The sequence below is a fragment of the Rhodococcus sp. MS13 genome, assembly GCF_013277835.1.
Lineage (GTDB): Bacteria > Actinomycetota > Actinomycetes > Mycobacteriales > Mycobacteriaceae > Rhodococcus_F > Rhodococcus_F erythropolis.
On the sequence record NZ_VBTL01000009.1, the window covers coordinates 159,085 to 174,440 of the forward strand.

The window sequence follows — 15,356 nt, forward strand, 5'->3', positions numbered from 1 at the left end:
CGAAATGTACGGGGCGTCGTCGATTCACATCGACTCGCCCCGTACTCCTCTCAGTTCGAGGTCGCGAACTCTCGTGCTTCGAACGCCAGGTCGTCGGCGGCGGATTCCATCCGTGCCGTCGCACGGTTGGGTGCTGTCAACACGGCGACAATCGGAACTGCCAACGCCAGCAGGCCGAGAACGAAGACGGGGAAGAGGAATGAGAACACTTCGAGTCCCTGCGGCGCCGGGGCTGCCGCGTCGTGAACAACCTCGACTGCGGCCATTCCGGTGTAGTGCATACCGACGACGGCGATGCCCATGATGATTCCGGCGACAAAACGCAGAATCGTGGACTCGAGCACCATGGTGAACCACAGTGCAGCGGTTCCGGCGACGACTGCGATGAGAACCGACAATGCAACGAAGAGCAGGTCGTAGTGGATCTCACCCTGAAAGCGCAAGGCGCGCATGCCGGTGTAATGCATGATGTTCACGGCGAGACCGGTCACCACGCCGCCGATCAGAAGCCGCGTCCAGCGGAATTCGGTCCCGATGATCAGCAGACCGACAAAAACAGCACCTACTGAGATGATCGCGGAGATCACGGTCCATCCGAGGTTGTATCGAATGGGACTGCCGGGGACTGCGAAGCCGAGCATGGCGATGAAGTGCATCAGCCAGATGGCGACACCACCGATCGACAGGGCAGCCATGGCGAGCCATCGCATGCGTGTGGCGGTTGTCGTCGCCGACGCTGAATGCCTGGTGCACGCCAGGCCGACTACCGACCCGACCACGGACACGACGTAGGCGAGCCCGAGCAGCCAGATTCCCATCGAGAAATGGTGCATTTCATCCGACATGCCAGTTCCTTTCGGCGACGATTTGCATCTGGTGATTCATCTAGACGACTGCTTCAGCTGCAAGTCGTTCGAGGGAGTACTCGGTGACGGCGATCAGCGCGCGTTTGGCCGATTCGCGGTTTCGGGCGTCGATCTCGATCATGGGAACGCGGTTGGGTAGCGCCAATGCCTGCCGGAGATCGCTCGCCGAATGGATTGGTGCGCCGTCGAAACGGTTGACCGCCACAATGAACGGGAGCCCTCGCGCCTCGAAGAAGTCGACTGCAGCGAAGCTGTCTTCCAGGCGGCGCGTGTCGACCAGAATGACCGCACCGATTGCACCGGTGATCAAGTCGTCCCACATGAACCAGAAGCGGCGCTGTCCCGGGGTTCCGAACAGATAGAGGACCAGGTCGTCGGCGAGAGTGATGCGCCCGAAGTCCATCGCGACCGTCGTGGTGCTCTTGTCGGGAGTGGAACCGAGATTGTCGATACCGTCGCTGGCGTCGGTGACCATTGCCTCCGTGCGAAGGGGGACGATTTCGGAGACGGTCCCCACAAGCGTTGTCTTGCCAACACCGAAACCCCCGGCGATCACGATTTTTGTCGATTTCACGCGAGACGATGAGTCAGAGTGCCCGAAGTCCACTGAGGGTCCTTTCGATCAGTTCGCGTCGCTCGACTCGAGATGCGTCGCTTCGCAGAGTGGCATGTATTTCCAGTGATCCGGCTACTACGAGGTCGGCAACCAGTACCCGCACGACTCCGATCGGAACACCGAGGTGGGCAGCGATCTCGGCAATCGAGATCCGCTGCTCGCAGAGTGCGACGATCGATGCACGAATATCCTGCGGTGCAAGATTGTTCGAGACCACGTCCTCGATCGTCGCGATGATCGCTTCGAGCGGGAGGTCGATGGACGGCAGGGTCCGACCTTCGGTGAGCGCGTACGGCCGGACCAAGCTGGGTTCGGCGTCGTCGTACTCGGATTGATGGTGAGGCATCGAACTCAAATACCCTGCGACGTTCGCGGGGCAATGTCCATCGTGGTCCCGACGCGATCGACGAGAGTCGCCATTTCGTAACCGATCTGGCCGATGTCGCATCCGGCGACAGCGAGGGCGGCAAGGTAAGCGCCGCTACCGACGCCCATGAGAAGCAGGTAGCCGTTCTCCATCTCGACGACGGACTGCATGACGGCTCCACCGTCGAAGAGGCGTGACGCTCCCGCGGACAGGCTGGCGAGTCCGGAAGTGACAGCGGCCAATTGATCCGCCCGATCAAGCGGAAGGTGTGTGCTCGAGGCGGTCAACAACCCGTCGGCTGAGACGATGATCGCGTGACTCACACCCGGCACGTCTCGGGCAAAAGCCGAAACCAGCCAGTCGAGTGCGCGGGGAGTCTCTTGGGCTCCGACAGTGTTCACTGTTCTCCTTCATCGTTGTGCAACATCGTGGACGATTCGAAAGACTGTCCGCCATCGGGCTGATGGTCGGCGGCGCGCCGACGCCCTCGTTGTACTCCGGATTGGTAACTGCTCCAACCACGTTGGACGTCCGCCGGATTGGATGCATGGCGTTGTGTCGTACCGCCTCCGCCGACGGCACCAGGAACCAGGCGGGCTCCGCGGTCTCGAATGGGCAGACCGGAATCGGCGATCTTGGTGACCGGCATCTCGAACGAGGTCCGAGCGGCCAGCCAGCCTTGATCCGCGTCGGTGGTCCACGAACTGCCGGTGGAAGCCGCTGAAGTCTCCGCCGTCGGATCCACGAGCCACTCCGACACCATCCGGGCGAAAATCGGCATCGTGGTCGGAGCAGAGGGTACGCCGTTCGAGTTGCCGTCGCCCGCGCCGTCAGCCCTCGCCGATGCGCGAGCAGAGAGCCCGTCACGGGTGCGTGAGGAGAAGAATGCCGCAGTATTTGTCGGCGTCGGGGCTGAGAGCCGGTGCCGCGGCGGCGGGGTTGTCGACGGTTGTGGACCCACCGGGATCTCGGGACCCTGTGCCGGCGAGGTGAATTCCGGCGACGGAGTACGAACGGGAAGGGACGTCGATGTGCTTGTGCCTTCGGGATCGGGCAGAGGAGCGAAGGACGACACCGAGGTGGCGGGTGCAGCAGTGGTCGGAGTCGAGGTGCTGACTGCCGGTACTCCACTTGTGCCCGGAGTGCGACGTGGCAATCCCGAAGGCGCTGTTGCCGTAGGAGTGGATTGTGGTGTGATCGGGGCGAACGTCTCGGTCCGATCGGTACTGTTACCGGGCGTTCGACGCGGGAGATCAGCGAAACTTCTGGTCGCAGGCCGCGGGGGTGCGGAGTCGGTCGGGACGGGCTGTGACCATGACGGTGCGGGCGGTGTGGGAGGGGGAGTCCGATCGAGCGTGGGAATGGGTCCGGTTCGCGGCGTGCGGATCTCGGGTCCCCGAGACGAATCGAGTATCGACGTCGGTAGGAGCACCGTGGCGGTGATGCCGCTGTGCGTCGATGACGTTGCCGTCGGGCGCAGGCGCACAGAGATGTTGTAGCGACGGCTGATTCGGCTCACGACGAACAAACCCATGCGACGCGCTGTATCCGCGCTCATCTCGCCGCCGGCGGCGAGGCGCTCGTTGGCATCGAGGATATCGGCAGGCGACATGCCGATACCGAGATCTGCGATCTCGACGATCATGGAGCCGTCGATAGTGCGGGCAGCGTTGATGGAGACGGTGGTCTCCGGTGGGGAGTACCGCAGAGAATTGTCGAGCAGCTCAGCGATGAGGTGAACGACGTCCGGGGCAGCATGACCGGTGACGACTCCGGGCGGGATCTGCCCGAGTTCGACGCGTCGATATTCCTCGACGCCTGATACCGCGGCGCGAAGCGTATCGCCGAGAGCGACGGGGGCGGTCCTGGCGCGGCGTACATCGGTTCCGGCGAGGACCAGCAAGTTGTCGCCGTTTCGACGCATTCTCGCGGCGATGTGATCGAGCCGGAACAGATTCTCGAGGCGACGCGGGTCGTCTTCGTCCTGCTCCAACTGTTCGATCAAACCGAGTTGCTGGTCGACGAGGGACTTGTTGCGCCTCGACAGCGTTTCGAACATGTCGTTGACCTGGCGCCGCAGGGTGGCCTGCTCGCCGGCAAGCGTGATGGCCTGACCGTGCATGTCGTCCACCGCGCGCGCAAGCTCGCCGATTTCCTCGTGGGTGCGGATCGGGACACGGGCGAAGTCGAGTTCGTCGGTACTGGCACCTGCGCGAATTCGTTCGATCGCGTCGGGGAGTCCGCGTCGTGCGGCCTGCAATGCGGCAAATCGCAACCGGCGGATCGGATCGATGAGCGATCGGCTGATGACGAGGGCGATGGCCAGTGCCAGCAGAACCGCGCCGAGCACGATTGCAGTGTCACGGAGTGCTGCGGTTCGTGCTGCATTGGATTCGGCGGTGACGGTGTCGCCGAACTCGGTGACGGTGGTGTCGGTCAGGCTGTTGTACTGGTCGTTGCCGGATTTCAGATCGGCGCCGACGCGACTCCCCAGAGGAGAGGTCGACGGCGTTGATCCGAGGGCGTTGATCCGGTTCTGAGCAGAGTTGCTGAGGGTCTGGACGGTGTCGTTACTCCCGTCGATGGCCAGAATGTTGTTCAGAGCGACCAGTTCGGCACCGGCAGCACTGACCATCGACGTACGAGCTTGCTGGTCCGGATCACCGGAGCCGAAGAGGATTCGTTGTTCGGCCAGCGCTCGTCGCGCTTCCCAGAGTGCGGAGAGTCGACCACCTTGTTCGCGCAGGACAGGGCGTTGAGAATGCTCGACGACGCTGGTGAAGGTGCTCGAGAGTGCGCGCGAGACTTCGCCGACCCGCGAAACCAAGCGTGCGGGAGCCACCGCGCCGGCGGCGATCTCCTCGGTGATGGAACGGCTCTCGGCGAGCGCCGAAGTCACTTGGTCGTTGAGGTCGCCGTCGGACTGGAACGCGCGCGCGGCGTCTACCAGTTGGTCCATTGCGTCCGAAACTGCTTGTGTTGCCGGGCCGGTGTCAGTGCGTGCCGATGCGGCTTCGGCGAGTTCGTACAGTGCGGATTCGAGGTTGATCGCCGCGGGCACTGCGAGGGCACGCTCGGACGAGGAACTCAGCTGTGCGGCTTCTTCGAGTTCTGTCTGAACTCGAAGTGCGCCGAGGACGACGGCGACGATCATCGGCAATGCGAGAACGGCGATGACCTTCCATCCCAGGCGCCATTCGCCGATCGACCACCAAGAGGTTGTCGTGTGTGAATCGTGTTTCATGCGGAACATGGCCCCTTCACGTCAACCCCCCGTGGGTCATTGCCCGAACCCCTTCAATCCGGTTTGACCAGAAGGGGTAGTTAGCTGAACGGTAACAGACTGTTCGCTGGCTCGCTACATCCCAGTTGGCTTCATGGATCGCCGATGACTATATCCGGATTGTAAGGCCAGGTGAAAGGGTAAACGGACAAGTGCGGCGAATGGGATAGCCGGGTTGTTCGATTCGGTAACTCGTCGACTCGTTGATGTGCGGCGCGCGGGAATCTCCGGAGGGATCTGCCTCAGGACCTGACATCGAAGACACGTCCGAACGAGGCGCACTCGCATGTCAGACTGTGGAAACCGCACCGATGACCGAATCGAACCTTGGAGCCATAGTGGGTGGACCTGCTCGCGACGCGTTGCGCGCGATCGCCGAACTGCTCGCCCCTGACAGCACTGTCGTCATCGACCGGGTGACTCTCGCGATCGACTATCCGGAACGGTATGTCGAAGTACAGAACGAGCTGTACTCACAGACGCTCGAGAAGCCGCACCCGGAATTGGCGTGGTTTGCTCTCGTCGACGCGTTGCACGACCGAAAACTCCTGGTCTGGGTGGACTGGAACGAGGACGCTGCCGAGGTTCTCGGTCAGCTACGAGCGCTCGAGTCGGCGCCGGCAGGATCGTGGGAGTGGGCGCAGAGTCTTGCCATGGCCTTCGATCGAGCTGCCGGACTCGAATCGCTTCTCGCTCGAGTCGGCGACAACATCACCGAGACGGGCGTTTCACTTGCCTGGCTCGACAGCGACAGCGATACGTTTCTCATCGCGCTCGTCCCGAGTGTTCACGGTGCAACACTCGTCGAACTCGCGCTGGCAGCCGGGCACTGCGTGCGCGTGTTCTAGAGTCTCAGCGTTTGCCGAGCAGGCGGCGCAATCCTTCGATTCGATCGCTCAGTCTGGGCGGCGTGCGCTCGGGATCCATCAGTGCATTTTCAGCGAGCACGTGGTCTTCGCCGTCGACTGTATTCCGGTCGAATTCGCGCAGACTGCGAGCGTCGGAGGTCGAGAGAGCGCGAACCGTCGACAACAGTGACTGCTCACCCAACGCGTCGTCGACTTCTTCCTCGGTGACGTCGAGGTGCTCGCTGAGTAGCCGGCGCCTCAATCCGATGATCGAGGCGCGCAACTCGACATCTGCGTCGTCGTTGGATTCGACGGCGATGTCGCACTCGGTGTCGAAGCCCATCGAACGGTTGTTGAGGTTCGACGACCCGATTCGCAGGAGGCGATCGTCCATCACGAGGACCTTGGCATGCACGTAAATTGGTGCGCCGGAAGAGGTCACGGGATAGAACGCACCGAACCGGTCGTGGATATCGGCCGACCACAGCAAATGCAGCAGGTCGTGGCGTGCCCCGTCCATCGCCTTTTGTTCGAGCCATCCATCGGCATTGCGCGGAATGACCAGAACGATCTCCGGCCCGTCGGCCTCACGTAGACGCGCGGCAATCGCCTCGGCCAGCGTGCGTGAGGCGAGGTACTGGCTTTCGATGTACAGCGTGTGTTCTGCCCCGGCGATGGCCGCGAGATAGAGCGCCTCGATCTCGCGTACCTCTGTGCGTTCGCCGAGTTCCGGCAGCGTTCTGGCGATGGCCACGTCGACGACGCGCAAGGTAGGAGCCAAATTGACCGGCCACGGCGTCGCCGTGCTCTGGACCGGTGGGAGGTCCTCTCCGGTTGCGGATTTCCAGCGTGCCCGCGCTAATTCGCCGATGGCCGCGGCAGCATTGCCGTCGACCGCCGTGGTTGCGTCATGCCAAGGGCCGTAACGTCTTCCGCTCGGTGTGATCCGGTAGTCGTTGCGGTCGACGTGATCCGAGGTGTCCCAGCGGTCCACCGTCATGTCGATGCCGCCGCAGAACGCCAGAGCGTCGTCGATGACGATGATTTTCTGATGGTGCGCCGCACCCACGGGATGGGCGCCGTCGATCTCGAACCGCAGGCGCTCGTCGGTCAGCCAGTTGGACACGAAGACGGGAGTCATGCCGCGCCCAATTGCGGTGAACGCGCCGATGTTCCATTTGAGTACGAGGATTTCGAGGTCGGGTTTCTCGCGGACCAGCCAGCGGAGGAACATTCCCAATCGGTTGGGGCCGTCGAGCGTCTGCTTGCCTGGTTCGAGTTTGATGCGCGTGTCGAAGTCCCAGCCGATCAACATGATTCGCTTTTCCGCTTGCAGCATTGCGGACTTCGCATGATGAAAGTAGTCAGCGGCGTCGACGATGCAGGCAAGATTGTCCGCCGGTTCGATGCGCCAGCAGGTTTCGCCCGGAATCAGTATTCTGTTCATTCGCCGATTCCCAGGTACGCGGTCAGTTCGCGCGCTGCCGCTTGGCCGGCGCGGTTGGCTCCGATCGTCGACGACGACGGTCCGTATCCCACCAGGTGCACGCGAGGGTCCGCTTCGACCTGCGTGGCGAGGCGCCCGGTCATCGGGATTCCGCCACCCGGTCCGCGCAGGTGCAACGGCGCCAGGTGATCGAGTGAGCTACGAAAACCGGTGCACCACAAGATGACATCGGCGTCGACGACGGTACCGTCGGCCCACTTCACGCCGTTCGGAAGAATTTCGGAGAACATCGGCAGTCGATTCATCACACCACGCTCTCGCGCTGCCCGGATGGCAGGCGTCACGGGGAGGCCGGTCACCGAGACAACGGATCCCGGTGGCAGGCCGCGTCGTACACGATCTTCGACCATGGCAACCGCATCGCGGCCGATGTCCGGCGTGAACGGCTCGTCGCGGAACTCGGGTTCGCGCCGCGTCACCCAGGTAGTGGTCGTGACGCGTGAGATCTCGTCGAGCAGTTGGACGGCCGAGATACCGCCGCCGACCACCACAACATGTTTGCCTTCGAACTCCGCAGCGGTTCGATAGTCCTTCGTATGGAGCTGTCGGCCACGGAAGGACTCGGCCCCGCGATAGTGGGGGATGAAGGGGCGCTCCCAGGTTCCCGTCGCGTTGATCAAGCCTCGCGCCGCGAACACCCCCTGGTCGGTTTCGATTCGCAGTCGCTCTTCCCTCGGACACACCACCCGTGTGTGTACCGGGCGGTGGACGGGAAGTTCGAATTGCTTTTCGTACAGTTCGAAGTAATGGGGGACCGCCACCGATGCAGGCACTTGTTCGGCGTCTGTACCGGTGGTTTCCGCAAAGGACATCCCCGGGAGGTCGTGCACACCGTTGACGGTGCTCAGTGTCAGGCTCGGCCAGCGGAACTGCCACGCTCCACCCGGACCGGACGCATGATCGAGCACCACGAACCCCGATTCGGGTTCGATTCCGAACTTGCGCAGGTAGTACGCGGCGGAGAGTCCGGCCTGTCCCGCGCCGATCACCACCACGTCAACCGGGTGTGGTTGCTGTGCGGCAAGGTCGTCTGTACTCATCGGTAATCTAACCTCCTGATGTACAGAACTTAGCTGCAGAGAAGTATGCGGACGGTAGCGGCGCCTCGGAACTCCCGTGTGTCGAGCCTTCCAGAAACGAAAGTGAGCGGACATGATCGGGTTCTCCCGTGACGGCAACGTCGTGACCATCGAGTTGCAGCGTCACGAGCGTCGTAATGCGCTCAGCGCCGAACTCTGCATTGCAATACGGGACGCGATGAACGCGGCAGTCGCCGAGCATGCGCACGTTGTCGTCATCACCGGTGAGGGATCGGCGTTCTGTGCAGGCGCGGACCTGTCCGGCGACGTCTACATGGAGGGCTTCACCGACCGCTTGTTCGAAATGCTCCGGTCGATCGACACGGCGCCCATCCCCGTCATTGCCGCTGTCAACGGTCCGGCCATCGGCGCCGGTACCCAGCTGGCCATCGCGTCGGATCTGCGCGTCGTGGCACCGACCGCTCGCTTCGGAATCCCCGCGGCCACCCTCGGAGTCTCGGTGGACAAGTGGACCATGCGTCGGCTCGCGTCGCTGGTCGGCGGCGGTCCGGCGCGTACCATTCTGCTCGGCATCGAACAGATCGGCGCCGAGGAAGCTTTCACGCGCGGTCTCGCCAACAAGCTCGGAACCCTCGACGACGCTCAGGAATGGGCGCACCGCATCGCCAATCTCGCACCGCTGTCGTTGCGGCACATGAAGATGGTTCTCAACGACGACGGCACCATGGAGGAACAGTCTCCCGAGCAACTCGACGCCCTCCACGCCGCCTGGCTCAGCGAGGACGTCCAGGAAGCCCGCGCCGCCCGCATCGAGAACCGCCCTCCCGTATTCAAGGGAAAGTAAAGCTCGTTGCAGGGAAAACAGGCACCAGGCACGCGGGACAGATAGTGGCTACGCTCGTCTGAATGAAGAAGACGACGGTTCTCGGAGTTGCGGCTGTTGCCGCGGCGACAGGGTGGGTGGCGCGAGCCGCATGGGGAATCCCGACGCAGATCGGGGCGTCGCGAAACACAGTGCAACCGTATGCGGCGATGTCCCCGCGATACCGGGACCGCCAGTTCCACAACTCGGAGCCCAGCAGCACTCTGGTTCCGGGCACCGATGCCGGGATGTTCAAGTCGATGGCTACACGGGGGTCGACGGGTCGGCCGCGTCAGCCGATTCCGTTGGCAACTCCGCTGGCGCCGTCGGTAGCGGGTGACGCGGCCGTGACGTGGTACGGCCATTCGAGTGTTCTCGTCGAGGTCGACGGTTACCGCGTTCTCGCCGATCCGGTGTGGAGCGAACGCGTATCACCCTCGGCCACAGTAGGTCCCGCACGTATGCATCCCACTCCCGTGGCCTTGGCTGATCTACCGACGGTAGATGCGATAGTCATCTCGCATGATCATTACGACCACCTCGACATGGCGACGGTCAAGATTCTGACTCGCACCCAGACCGCTCCGTTTGTCGTTCCGATCGGTATCGGGGCTCACCTGCGGCACTGGAAGGTGCCCGAGAACCGGATCGTGGAATTGGACTGGGACGAGTCGACAAAAATCGACGACCTGGTTCTCACGTGCACCGAGGCTCGTCACTTCTCCGGTCGTGGCCTCGTCCGGAACACGACGCAGTGGGCGTCGTGGGTATTCGCCGGTCCGAAGCACCGGGTGTTCTTCGGCGGAGACAGCGGATACACATCACGTTTCGAACAGTTGGGTGAAACCTATGGGCCTTTCGATCTGACGCTTCTCCCCGTGGGCGCGTACGACGTGCGCTGGCCGGACATTCACATGAATCCGGAAGAGGCAGTGCAGACACACATCGACCTCAACAAGGGCGACGGATCGCGCGGTGTCTTCGTCCCGATCCACTGGGCGACCTTCAACCTCGCGTTTCACTCGTGGTCGGAGCCGATCATTCGCCTCAACGAGTCGGCCGCAGAGGCAGGCACAACAGTGTCGGTCCCGATGCCTGGCGGCAGGATCGACGCGTTGTCACCGACACCGCCGTCGAAGTGGTGGATACCGCTGGGCTGACTGCGGCCCTTGCTCGAAAGTCACCCGGGATCTTCCTCAATCCAGTCGGATTCCGAACCAACCCCCACGTTGGTACTGCAGTTGATGTGTCACGTGTTCACTGGTGAGGTCGGGATCGGGTTGTCGTTTCGGTTCCCATAGTTGTGTGACACTTTCGGATGCGGATGCGATGCCTTCTCCGTCGAGGGTGACAACCTTCTCGTCCATTCCCAGCTGAGGCCATGCAGTTGCGACATCGATCGGCCCGGCAGGCGGTATCGGAGCCAGCAAATACTCACCGCGCACTGAGCCCGAGCGGCTTTCAGCCGTGCGTAACTCCAGCAGCGAGCCTCGCGTTCTTTGCGCGGTGGTCACCGATGATCCGTCCGCGAAACCGAGGCCGAGGAGTAGCGGCGCGCTGAAATGTGTGAACGTGGGACGCCCGTCGTAAGTGCCGAGACTCAGCGAGAGTGCCGGATCCTCGTAGCGGGCATCAATCGCGAACATCATCCCGAACGAGTAAACCCGAATCGCCGACAACCAGACAACCACGTTGTCGGTCCGGTTGAGGTCGAGAGAAATCGGCAGGTCGACGGGCCGTTCGCACCGAAGCGCCTCGTCGAGACCGTTGTAGACGTATTTCATACCGTTCCTCGATGGCCTTCTCTGCTCGTTCCGACCAGCATCGCAGAACCGCGGCCCACGGGTGTGATCTTCGTGTAGCCGTCATTGCCACACGAGTCCGACCCTGATTAGTTGCTCCGGGTGCGTAATCTTTGACCATGGCTCACGAGCACACCAGTTCAGAAGAGACAGCAGTGGCGGTAGCGCCTGAGCGATTGCCGGACGACGTCGACGTCGCCCGCGGTCTGACCGCCGATCAGGTTGCAGCAAGGATCGCGTCGGGACAAACCAACGATGTACCGGACCGGGCGTCCCGCTCGGTCAAGGACATCATTCGCGGCAACGTCTTCACTCGCATCAACGCGATCCTGACCGTGTTGTTGGTGATCGTGCTCGCGACGGGTTCGATCATCGACGGCATGTTCGGGTTGTTGATCATCGCGAACAGCGGTATCGGCATCATCCAGGAGATCCGCGCCAAGCGCACGCTCGACGCTCTGGCCATCGTGAGTCAGGCCAAGCCCATGGTCAGGCGTGACGGCGTCGCCGTGGCAATGGCGCCCAAAGATGTTGTGCTCGATGACATTATCGAACTCGGATCCGGTGACCAGATAGTCGTCGACGGTGAGGTGGTCAGTTCTGCCGCACTCGAGGTCGACGAATCGCTGCTCACCGGTGAGGCTGATCCGGTTCACAAGGCGAGCGGCCAGCAAGTGCTGTCGGGCAGTTTCGTTGCCGCAGGTAGCGGCGCGTACCGCGCCACCAAGGTCGGTGGAGATGCATACGCGGCCAAGCTGGCCGAAGAGGCGAGCAAGTTCACCCTCGTGCATTCGGAACTGCGCAGCGGTATCGACAAGATCCTGAAATTCATCACCTATCTGATGATTCCGGCGGGAGCGCTGATCATCTTCAATCAGCTCTTCACGATCGGCTTGCCGATCCGACCCGCCCTCAACGGCATGGTGGCAGCGCTGGTTCCGATGGTTCCCGAAGGCCTTGTGCTCATGACGTCCATTGCTTTTGCGGTCGGGGTCATCCGATTGGGCAAGCGCCAGTGTCTCGTTCAGGAGTTGCCGGCGATCGAAGGCTTGGCCCGTGTCGACGTGGTGTGCGCGGACAAGACCGGAACGCTGACCGAGAACGGCATGCGTCTGTCCGAGGTCGATGTCGCACCGGGTGGATCAGGGGAGTCTGCAGTCAAGTCCGCGTTGAGCGCGATGGCCGCGTCCGACCCTCGCCCGAACGCGAGCGTTCTGGCGATTCGCGAGTCTCTCTCCGACGATTCCGGTTGGGGCGAAGCCACCGCGCTCGCGCCGTTCTCCTCGGCGAAGAAGTGGAGTGGCCAGTCGTACGGCAGTCACGGCAACTGGGTGCTCGGCGCCCCGGACGTGCTGCTCGATCCCGACTCGGAGATGGCCCGCAAGGCAGAAGAAGTGGGTTCGAGCGGGCTTCGTGTCCTCATGCTCGGCAGCAGCAACCTTCCCGTCGACGACGCCGACGCGCCGGGCACAGTCACCCCTGAGGCTCTGGTCGTACTCGAGCAGAAGGTGCGTCCGGACGCGCAGGAGACGTTGGAGTACTTCGCCAGCCAGAAGGTCGCGGTCAAGGTCATTTCCGGCGACAACGCGGTTTCCGTCGGTGCCGTTGCCGGTTCCCTCGGGCTCGAGGGTGGTGACCGTCCCATCGACGCGCGGGATCTTCCCAGCGATCAGGAAAAGCTGGCGGACACTCTCGACGGAGCAACGACGTTCGGTCGAGTACGACCGGATCAGAAGCGGGAAATGGTCGCTGCCTTGCAGTCTCGCGGACATACCGTCGCGATGACCGGTGACGGCGTCAACGACGTGCTCGCCCTCAAGGACGCCGACATCGGAGTCTCGATGGGTTCGGGCAGTCCGGCGACCCGAGCCGTGGCCCAGATCGTGCTGCTGGACAACAAGTTCGCGACGCTCCCGTACGTCGTCGCGGAAGGCCGCCGAGTGATCGGCAACATCGAGCGTGTGTCGAATCTGTTCCTGACCAAGACCGTCTACTCGGTGGTGCTTGCGTTCCTGATCGGCATCACCGGCGTCCTGTCCCAGGTCTTCGACTTCGAACCGCTGCCGTACCCGTTCCTGCCCCGCCACGTCACGATCGCGGCGTGGTTCACGATCGGTATCCCGGCCTTCATCTTGTCTCTGGCACCCAACAACGAGCGCGCGCGAACCGGTTTCGTCTCCCGCGTGATGCGTCTGGCGTTGCCGTCGGGCCTGATCATCGGCATCACTACGTTCATCTCCTACGTGTTGGCTTACCAAGGCCCGGACCAGACGGAAACCCAGAAGATCCAGGCCGGAACCAGTGCACTCATCACGTTGATCATGATCGCCGTGTGGGTCCTGGCCGTCGTTGCTCGGCCGTACGTGTGGTGGAAGCTCGTTCTGATCGGCGGTTCGGTTGCCGGGTACCTCATCCTGTTCGCGCTGCCGTTCACTCGTGAGTTCTTCAAGCTTGATCCGAGCAACGTCGCTGCGACGACGCTCGCGATCACCCTCGGTGCTATCGGCGTTGTGCTCGTGGAACTCTCGTGGTGGATCAGCGCACGCCTGCACGGGGAGAAGCGGAAGATATTCGCGACGCCCGACGACCTGCCCGGCGAGCACCACCATGCCCACAGTGAGTAAGTAGTTTCAGCGCCTGAACATCTGCACCCAGGCAATGCGATCGCCGCCGCGCTTCTTGGCCCGGTACATCGCATTGTCTGCGTGCTCGATCAGTTCGTTGACAGCCCGATCCGGTAAGTCCGTCTCGGGACAGAGGTAGACGCTGACGCCGGTACTGGCGGATACGGGATAGGGATCGGAGTCGGACGAGACCGCCGAATGTATCTCGGTGGCGACCTGTTCGATATCTCCTCGATCGACTCCGCGCAGGACGACGAACTCGTCGCCGCCGATTCGCGCCACCACTGCCTCGGGCCCGGCGGCAGCGATGAGGCGGTCAGCGACAGCGGTCAACGCGTCGTCGCCTGCTACGTGACCGTGCGTGTCGTTGAGGATTTTGAACGAGTCGACGTCGATGAGCAGTGCGATCAGAGCCTGCGTTCGATCACTGCGCAGCAGATGCTGTGCCTCGTCCTGGAGTCCGCGGCGATTGAGTGTCGCGGTGAGGTAGTCCCGGTGGGCGTTGCGTGCGTCGTCGGTCAGGCGCAGCCAGACGATCTGCAGAATCCACGCGGTGGAGAAAACCACACCGGCAACCATCAGATAGAGATTCACGACCACCCAGTCGTCGTTGACCGGCTCGGACATCGCCATGGCAGCGAGCGTCGTGCAGACAGTAAGAGCCCAGCCGATGTGGGTCACGGCAACACGCGGACTGTGAACTATCGCCGCGTAGAAGCCGATCATGATGAACAGGACGCAACCCAGCGTTCCGACGAACGCTGTGCGAACCGCGAAGAAGAGCGTGACGGCGAGCCAGAGGTCGGCCCAGACGACAAAGGCCACGGATTGGCGCCAGGTGGGCCACGATTCGTTTCGCACCCAACGGCAACCGGCATACACCCCGCTGATGGTCCCGACTGCGAGGATGGACCGTGCAAGGGCGGAATCGGAACCGAAGCGGCTCAACTGCATGGTCACCGCGATCAGGGCGAAGAGGAAACACCACACCGCGACTAATTTGCGTCCGGGAACGGTCAGCCCGCGAGTGTCGAGGAATCGGGGGAGCCAGGTGTAATCGGTGCGATCCGACCACCACCGGGACAGCAGTTCACGCGTGGGGTGGGGGTCGCTCCCCGTCCCGCGCAGTCCTGCATTCAATCCGGGCACCTGTCGATGTCGATGGGTGATCAATCAGCTATTGGCGGGTTAACGCTACCTCGAGTTGCGCGCGGCTCGAACGCACGGACCTGCTTTCTGGCGTAGAGGCCGTCGACCTGTGAGAATCGAAGGGCGCGGAGGAACGATTCCGCCGAAGGATGTGCGTCAGCACCGGGAGAGGACACGGACATGGGTTTCTTGGACAACGTCAAGGGATTGGTCGAAAAGGGCCAGGAGCTCGCAGCGGAGAACTCCGACAAGGTTCACGACGCGATCGACAAGGTCGCCGACATCGCCGACGACAAGACCGGAAACAAGTACGGCGATCAGATCGACAAGGCAGCCGAGGCCGCCAAGAAGGCTGTTCCCGAAAAGCAGTAAAACCGGATTCGGCCATACCG

14 protein-coding genes are annotated in these 15,356 nt (G+C 62.7%); 5 read left to right on the top strand and 9 right to left on the bottom strand.

The annotated features are described in order from the left end of the window. Positions 1-50: 50 nt before the first annotated feature. The 5 genes from FEZ59_RS18200 to FEZ59_RS18220 are packed head-to-tail and all read right to left on the bottom strand — an operon-like array spanning position 51 to position 5,093. Positions 51-845: an MHYT domain-containing protein gene (locus tag FEZ59_RS18200; protein WP_019744851.1), complete on the bottom strand. Its 795-nt coding sequence runs from the start codon at positions 843-845 to the stop codon at positions 51-53. A gap of 40 nt (positions 846-885) precedes the next feature. Beyond that, the gene (locus tag FEZ59_RS18205) at positions 886-1,473 is read right to left on the bottom strand and encodes an ATP/GTP-binding protein (protein ID WP_003940118.1); all 588 of its coding nucleotides are present in this window, start codon (positions 1,471-1,473) and stop codon (positions 886-888) included. Next, entirely contained in the window at positions 1,454-1,828 is a 375-nt protein-coding gene (locus FEZ59_RS18210) for a DUF742 domain-containing protein (protein WP_019744850.1), read from the bottom strand. The genes FEZ59_RS18205 and FEZ59_RS18210 overlap by 20 nt, the downstream gene beginning before the upstream one ends. Positions 1,829-1,833: 5 nt before the next feature. After that, positions 1,834-2,250, bottom strand: coding sequence for a roadblock/LC7 domain-containing protein (locus FEZ59_RS18215; RefSeq protein ID WP_003940329.1), 417 nt, complete (start codon positions 2,248-2,250; stop codon positions 1,834-1,836). After that, positions 2,247-5,093 carry an ATP-binding protein gene (locus FEZ59_RS18220; RefSeq protein WP_242459847.1) on the bottom strand — a complete coding sequence of 949 codons (2,847 nt, stop codon included), beginning with the start codon at positions 5,091-5,093 and terminating at the stop codon, positions 2,247-2,249. The genes FEZ59_RS18215 and FEZ59_RS18220 overlap by 4 nt, the downstream gene beginning before the upstream one ends. 350 nt (positions 5,094-5,443) lie before the next feature. On the opposite strand from FEZ59_RS18220, the gene FEZ59_RS18225 reads away from it, so the two are divergent. Further along, entirely contained in the window at positions 5,444-5,980 is a 537-nt protein-coding gene (locus tag FEZ59_RS18225) for a hypothetical protein (protein ID WP_202022970.1), read from the top strand. 4 nt (positions 5,981-5,984) lie between these two features. Here FEZ59_RS18225 and FEZ59_RS18230 read toward each other — a convergent pair whose 3' ends face one another. Continuing rightward, the gene (locus tag FEZ59_RS18230) at positions 5,985-7,427 is read right to left on the bottom strand and encodes a phospholipase D-like domain-containing protein (protein ID WP_069146435.1); all 1,443 of its coding nucleotides are present in this window, start codon (positions 7,425-7,427) and stop codon (positions 5,985-5,987) included. Continuing rightward, entirely contained in the window at positions 7,424-8,527 is a 1,104-nt protein-coding gene (locus tag FEZ59_RS18235) for an NAD(P)-binding domain-containing protein (protein ID WP_029255983.1), read from the bottom strand. The genes FEZ59_RS18230 and FEZ59_RS18235 overlap by 4 nt, the downstream gene beginning before the upstream one ends. A 112-nt stretch (positions 8,528-8,639) precedes the next feature. Here FEZ59_RS18235 and FEZ59_RS18240 point away from each other — a divergent pair, with 112 nt between their 5' ends. Together FEZ59_RS18240 and FEZ59_RS18245 are read left to right on the top strand one after the other, a co-directional pair. Next, positions 8,640-9,371, top strand: coding sequence for an enoyl-CoA hydratase (locus tag FEZ59_RS18240; protein ID WP_019744845.1), 732 nt, complete (start codon positions 8,640-8,642; stop codon positions 9,369-9,371). Between the two features lie 62 nt (positions 9,372-9,433). Continuing rightward, positions 9,434-10,549 (top strand): MBL fold metallo-hydrolase, encoded by a 1,116-nt coding sequence (locus FEZ59_RS18245; RefSeq protein WP_019744844.1) that lies wholly within the window; start codon positions 9,434-9,436, stop codon positions 10,547-10,549. A gap of 36 nt (positions 10,550-10,585) precedes the next feature. Here FEZ59_RS18245 and FEZ59_RS18250 read toward each other — a convergent pair whose 3' ends face one another. Beyond that, entirely contained in the window at positions 10,586-11,173 is a 588-nt protein-coding gene (locus FEZ59_RS18250; protein WP_070795841.1) for a hypothetical protein, read from the bottom strand. Between the two features lie 137 nt (positions 11,174-11,310). Between FEZ59_RS18250 and FEZ59_RS18255 the strand changes: the two genes are divergently transcribed. Continuing rightward, complete coding sequence (locus FEZ59_RS18255) at positions 11,311-13,815, top strand: HAD-IC family P-type ATPase (RefSeq protein WP_019744843.1); 2,505 nt, start codon at positions 11,311-11,313, stop codon at positions 13,813-13,815. Positions 13,816-13,821: 6 nt separating this feature from the next. On the opposite strand, the gene FEZ59_RS18260 is transcribed toward FEZ59_RS18255, so the two are convergent. Then, on the bottom strand, positions 13,822-14,964 hold the full coding sequence (locus FEZ59_RS18260; RefSeq protein WP_133727926.1) for a GGDEF domain-containing protein: 1,143 nt from the start codon (positions 14,962-14,964) through the stop codon (positions 13,822-13,824). A gap of 180 nt (positions 14,965-15,144) precedes the next feature. On the opposite strand from FEZ59_RS18260, the gene FEZ59_RS18265 reads away from it, so the two are divergent. After that, positions 15,145-15,336 carry an antitoxin gene (locus FEZ59_RS18265; RefSeq protein ID WP_003940164.1) on the top strand — a complete coding sequence of 64 codons (192 nt, stop codon included), beginning with the start codon at positions 15,145-15,147 and terminating at the stop codon, positions 15,334-15,336. Positions 15,337-15,356 lie beyond the last annotated feature (20 nt).

Coding starts and splice junctions, on each gene's coding strand:
- FEZ59_RS18200 (WP_019744851.1), bottom strand. CDS start 845: ATGTCGGATGAAATGCACCATTTCTCGATGGGAATCTGGCTGCTCGGG.
- FEZ59_RS18210 (WP_019744850.1), bottom strand. CDS start 1,828: ATGCCTCACCATCAATCCGAGTACGACGACGCCGAACCCAGCTTGGTC.
- FEZ59_RS18220 (WP_242459847.1), bottom strand. CDS start 5,093: ATGAAACACGATTCACACACGACAACCTCTTGGTGGTCGATCGGCGAA.
- FEZ59_RS18225 (WP_202022970.1), top strand. CDS start 5,444: ATGACCGAATCGAACCTTGGAGCCATAGTGGGTGGACCTGCTCGCGAC.
- FEZ59_RS18230 (WP_069146435.1), bottom strand. CDS start 7,427: ATGAACAGAATACTGATTCCGGGCGAAACCTGCTGGCGCATCGAACCG.
- FEZ59_RS18235 (WP_029255983.1), bottom strand. CDS start 8,527: ATGAGTACAGACGACCTTGCCGCACAGCAACCACACCCGGTTGACGTG.
- FEZ59_RS18240 (WP_019744845.1), top strand. CDS start 8,640: ATGATCGGGTTCTCCCGTGACGGCAACGTCGTGACCATCGAGTTGCAG.
- FEZ59_RS18245 (WP_019744844.1), top strand. CDS start 9,434: ATGAAGAAGACGACGGTTCTCGGAGTTGCGGCTGTTGCCGCGGCGACA.
- FEZ59_RS18250 (WP_070795841.1), bottom strand. CDS start 11,173: ATGAAATACGTCTACAACGGTCTCGACGAGGCGCTTCGGTGCGAACGG.
- FEZ59_RS18255 (WP_019744843.1), top strand. CDS start 11,311: ATGGCTCACGAGCACACCAGTTCAGAAGAGACAGCAGTGGCGGTAGCG.
- FEZ59_RS18265 (WP_003940164.1), top strand. CDS start 15,145: ATGGGTTTCTTGGACAACGTCAAGGGATTGGTCGAAAAGGGCCAGGAG.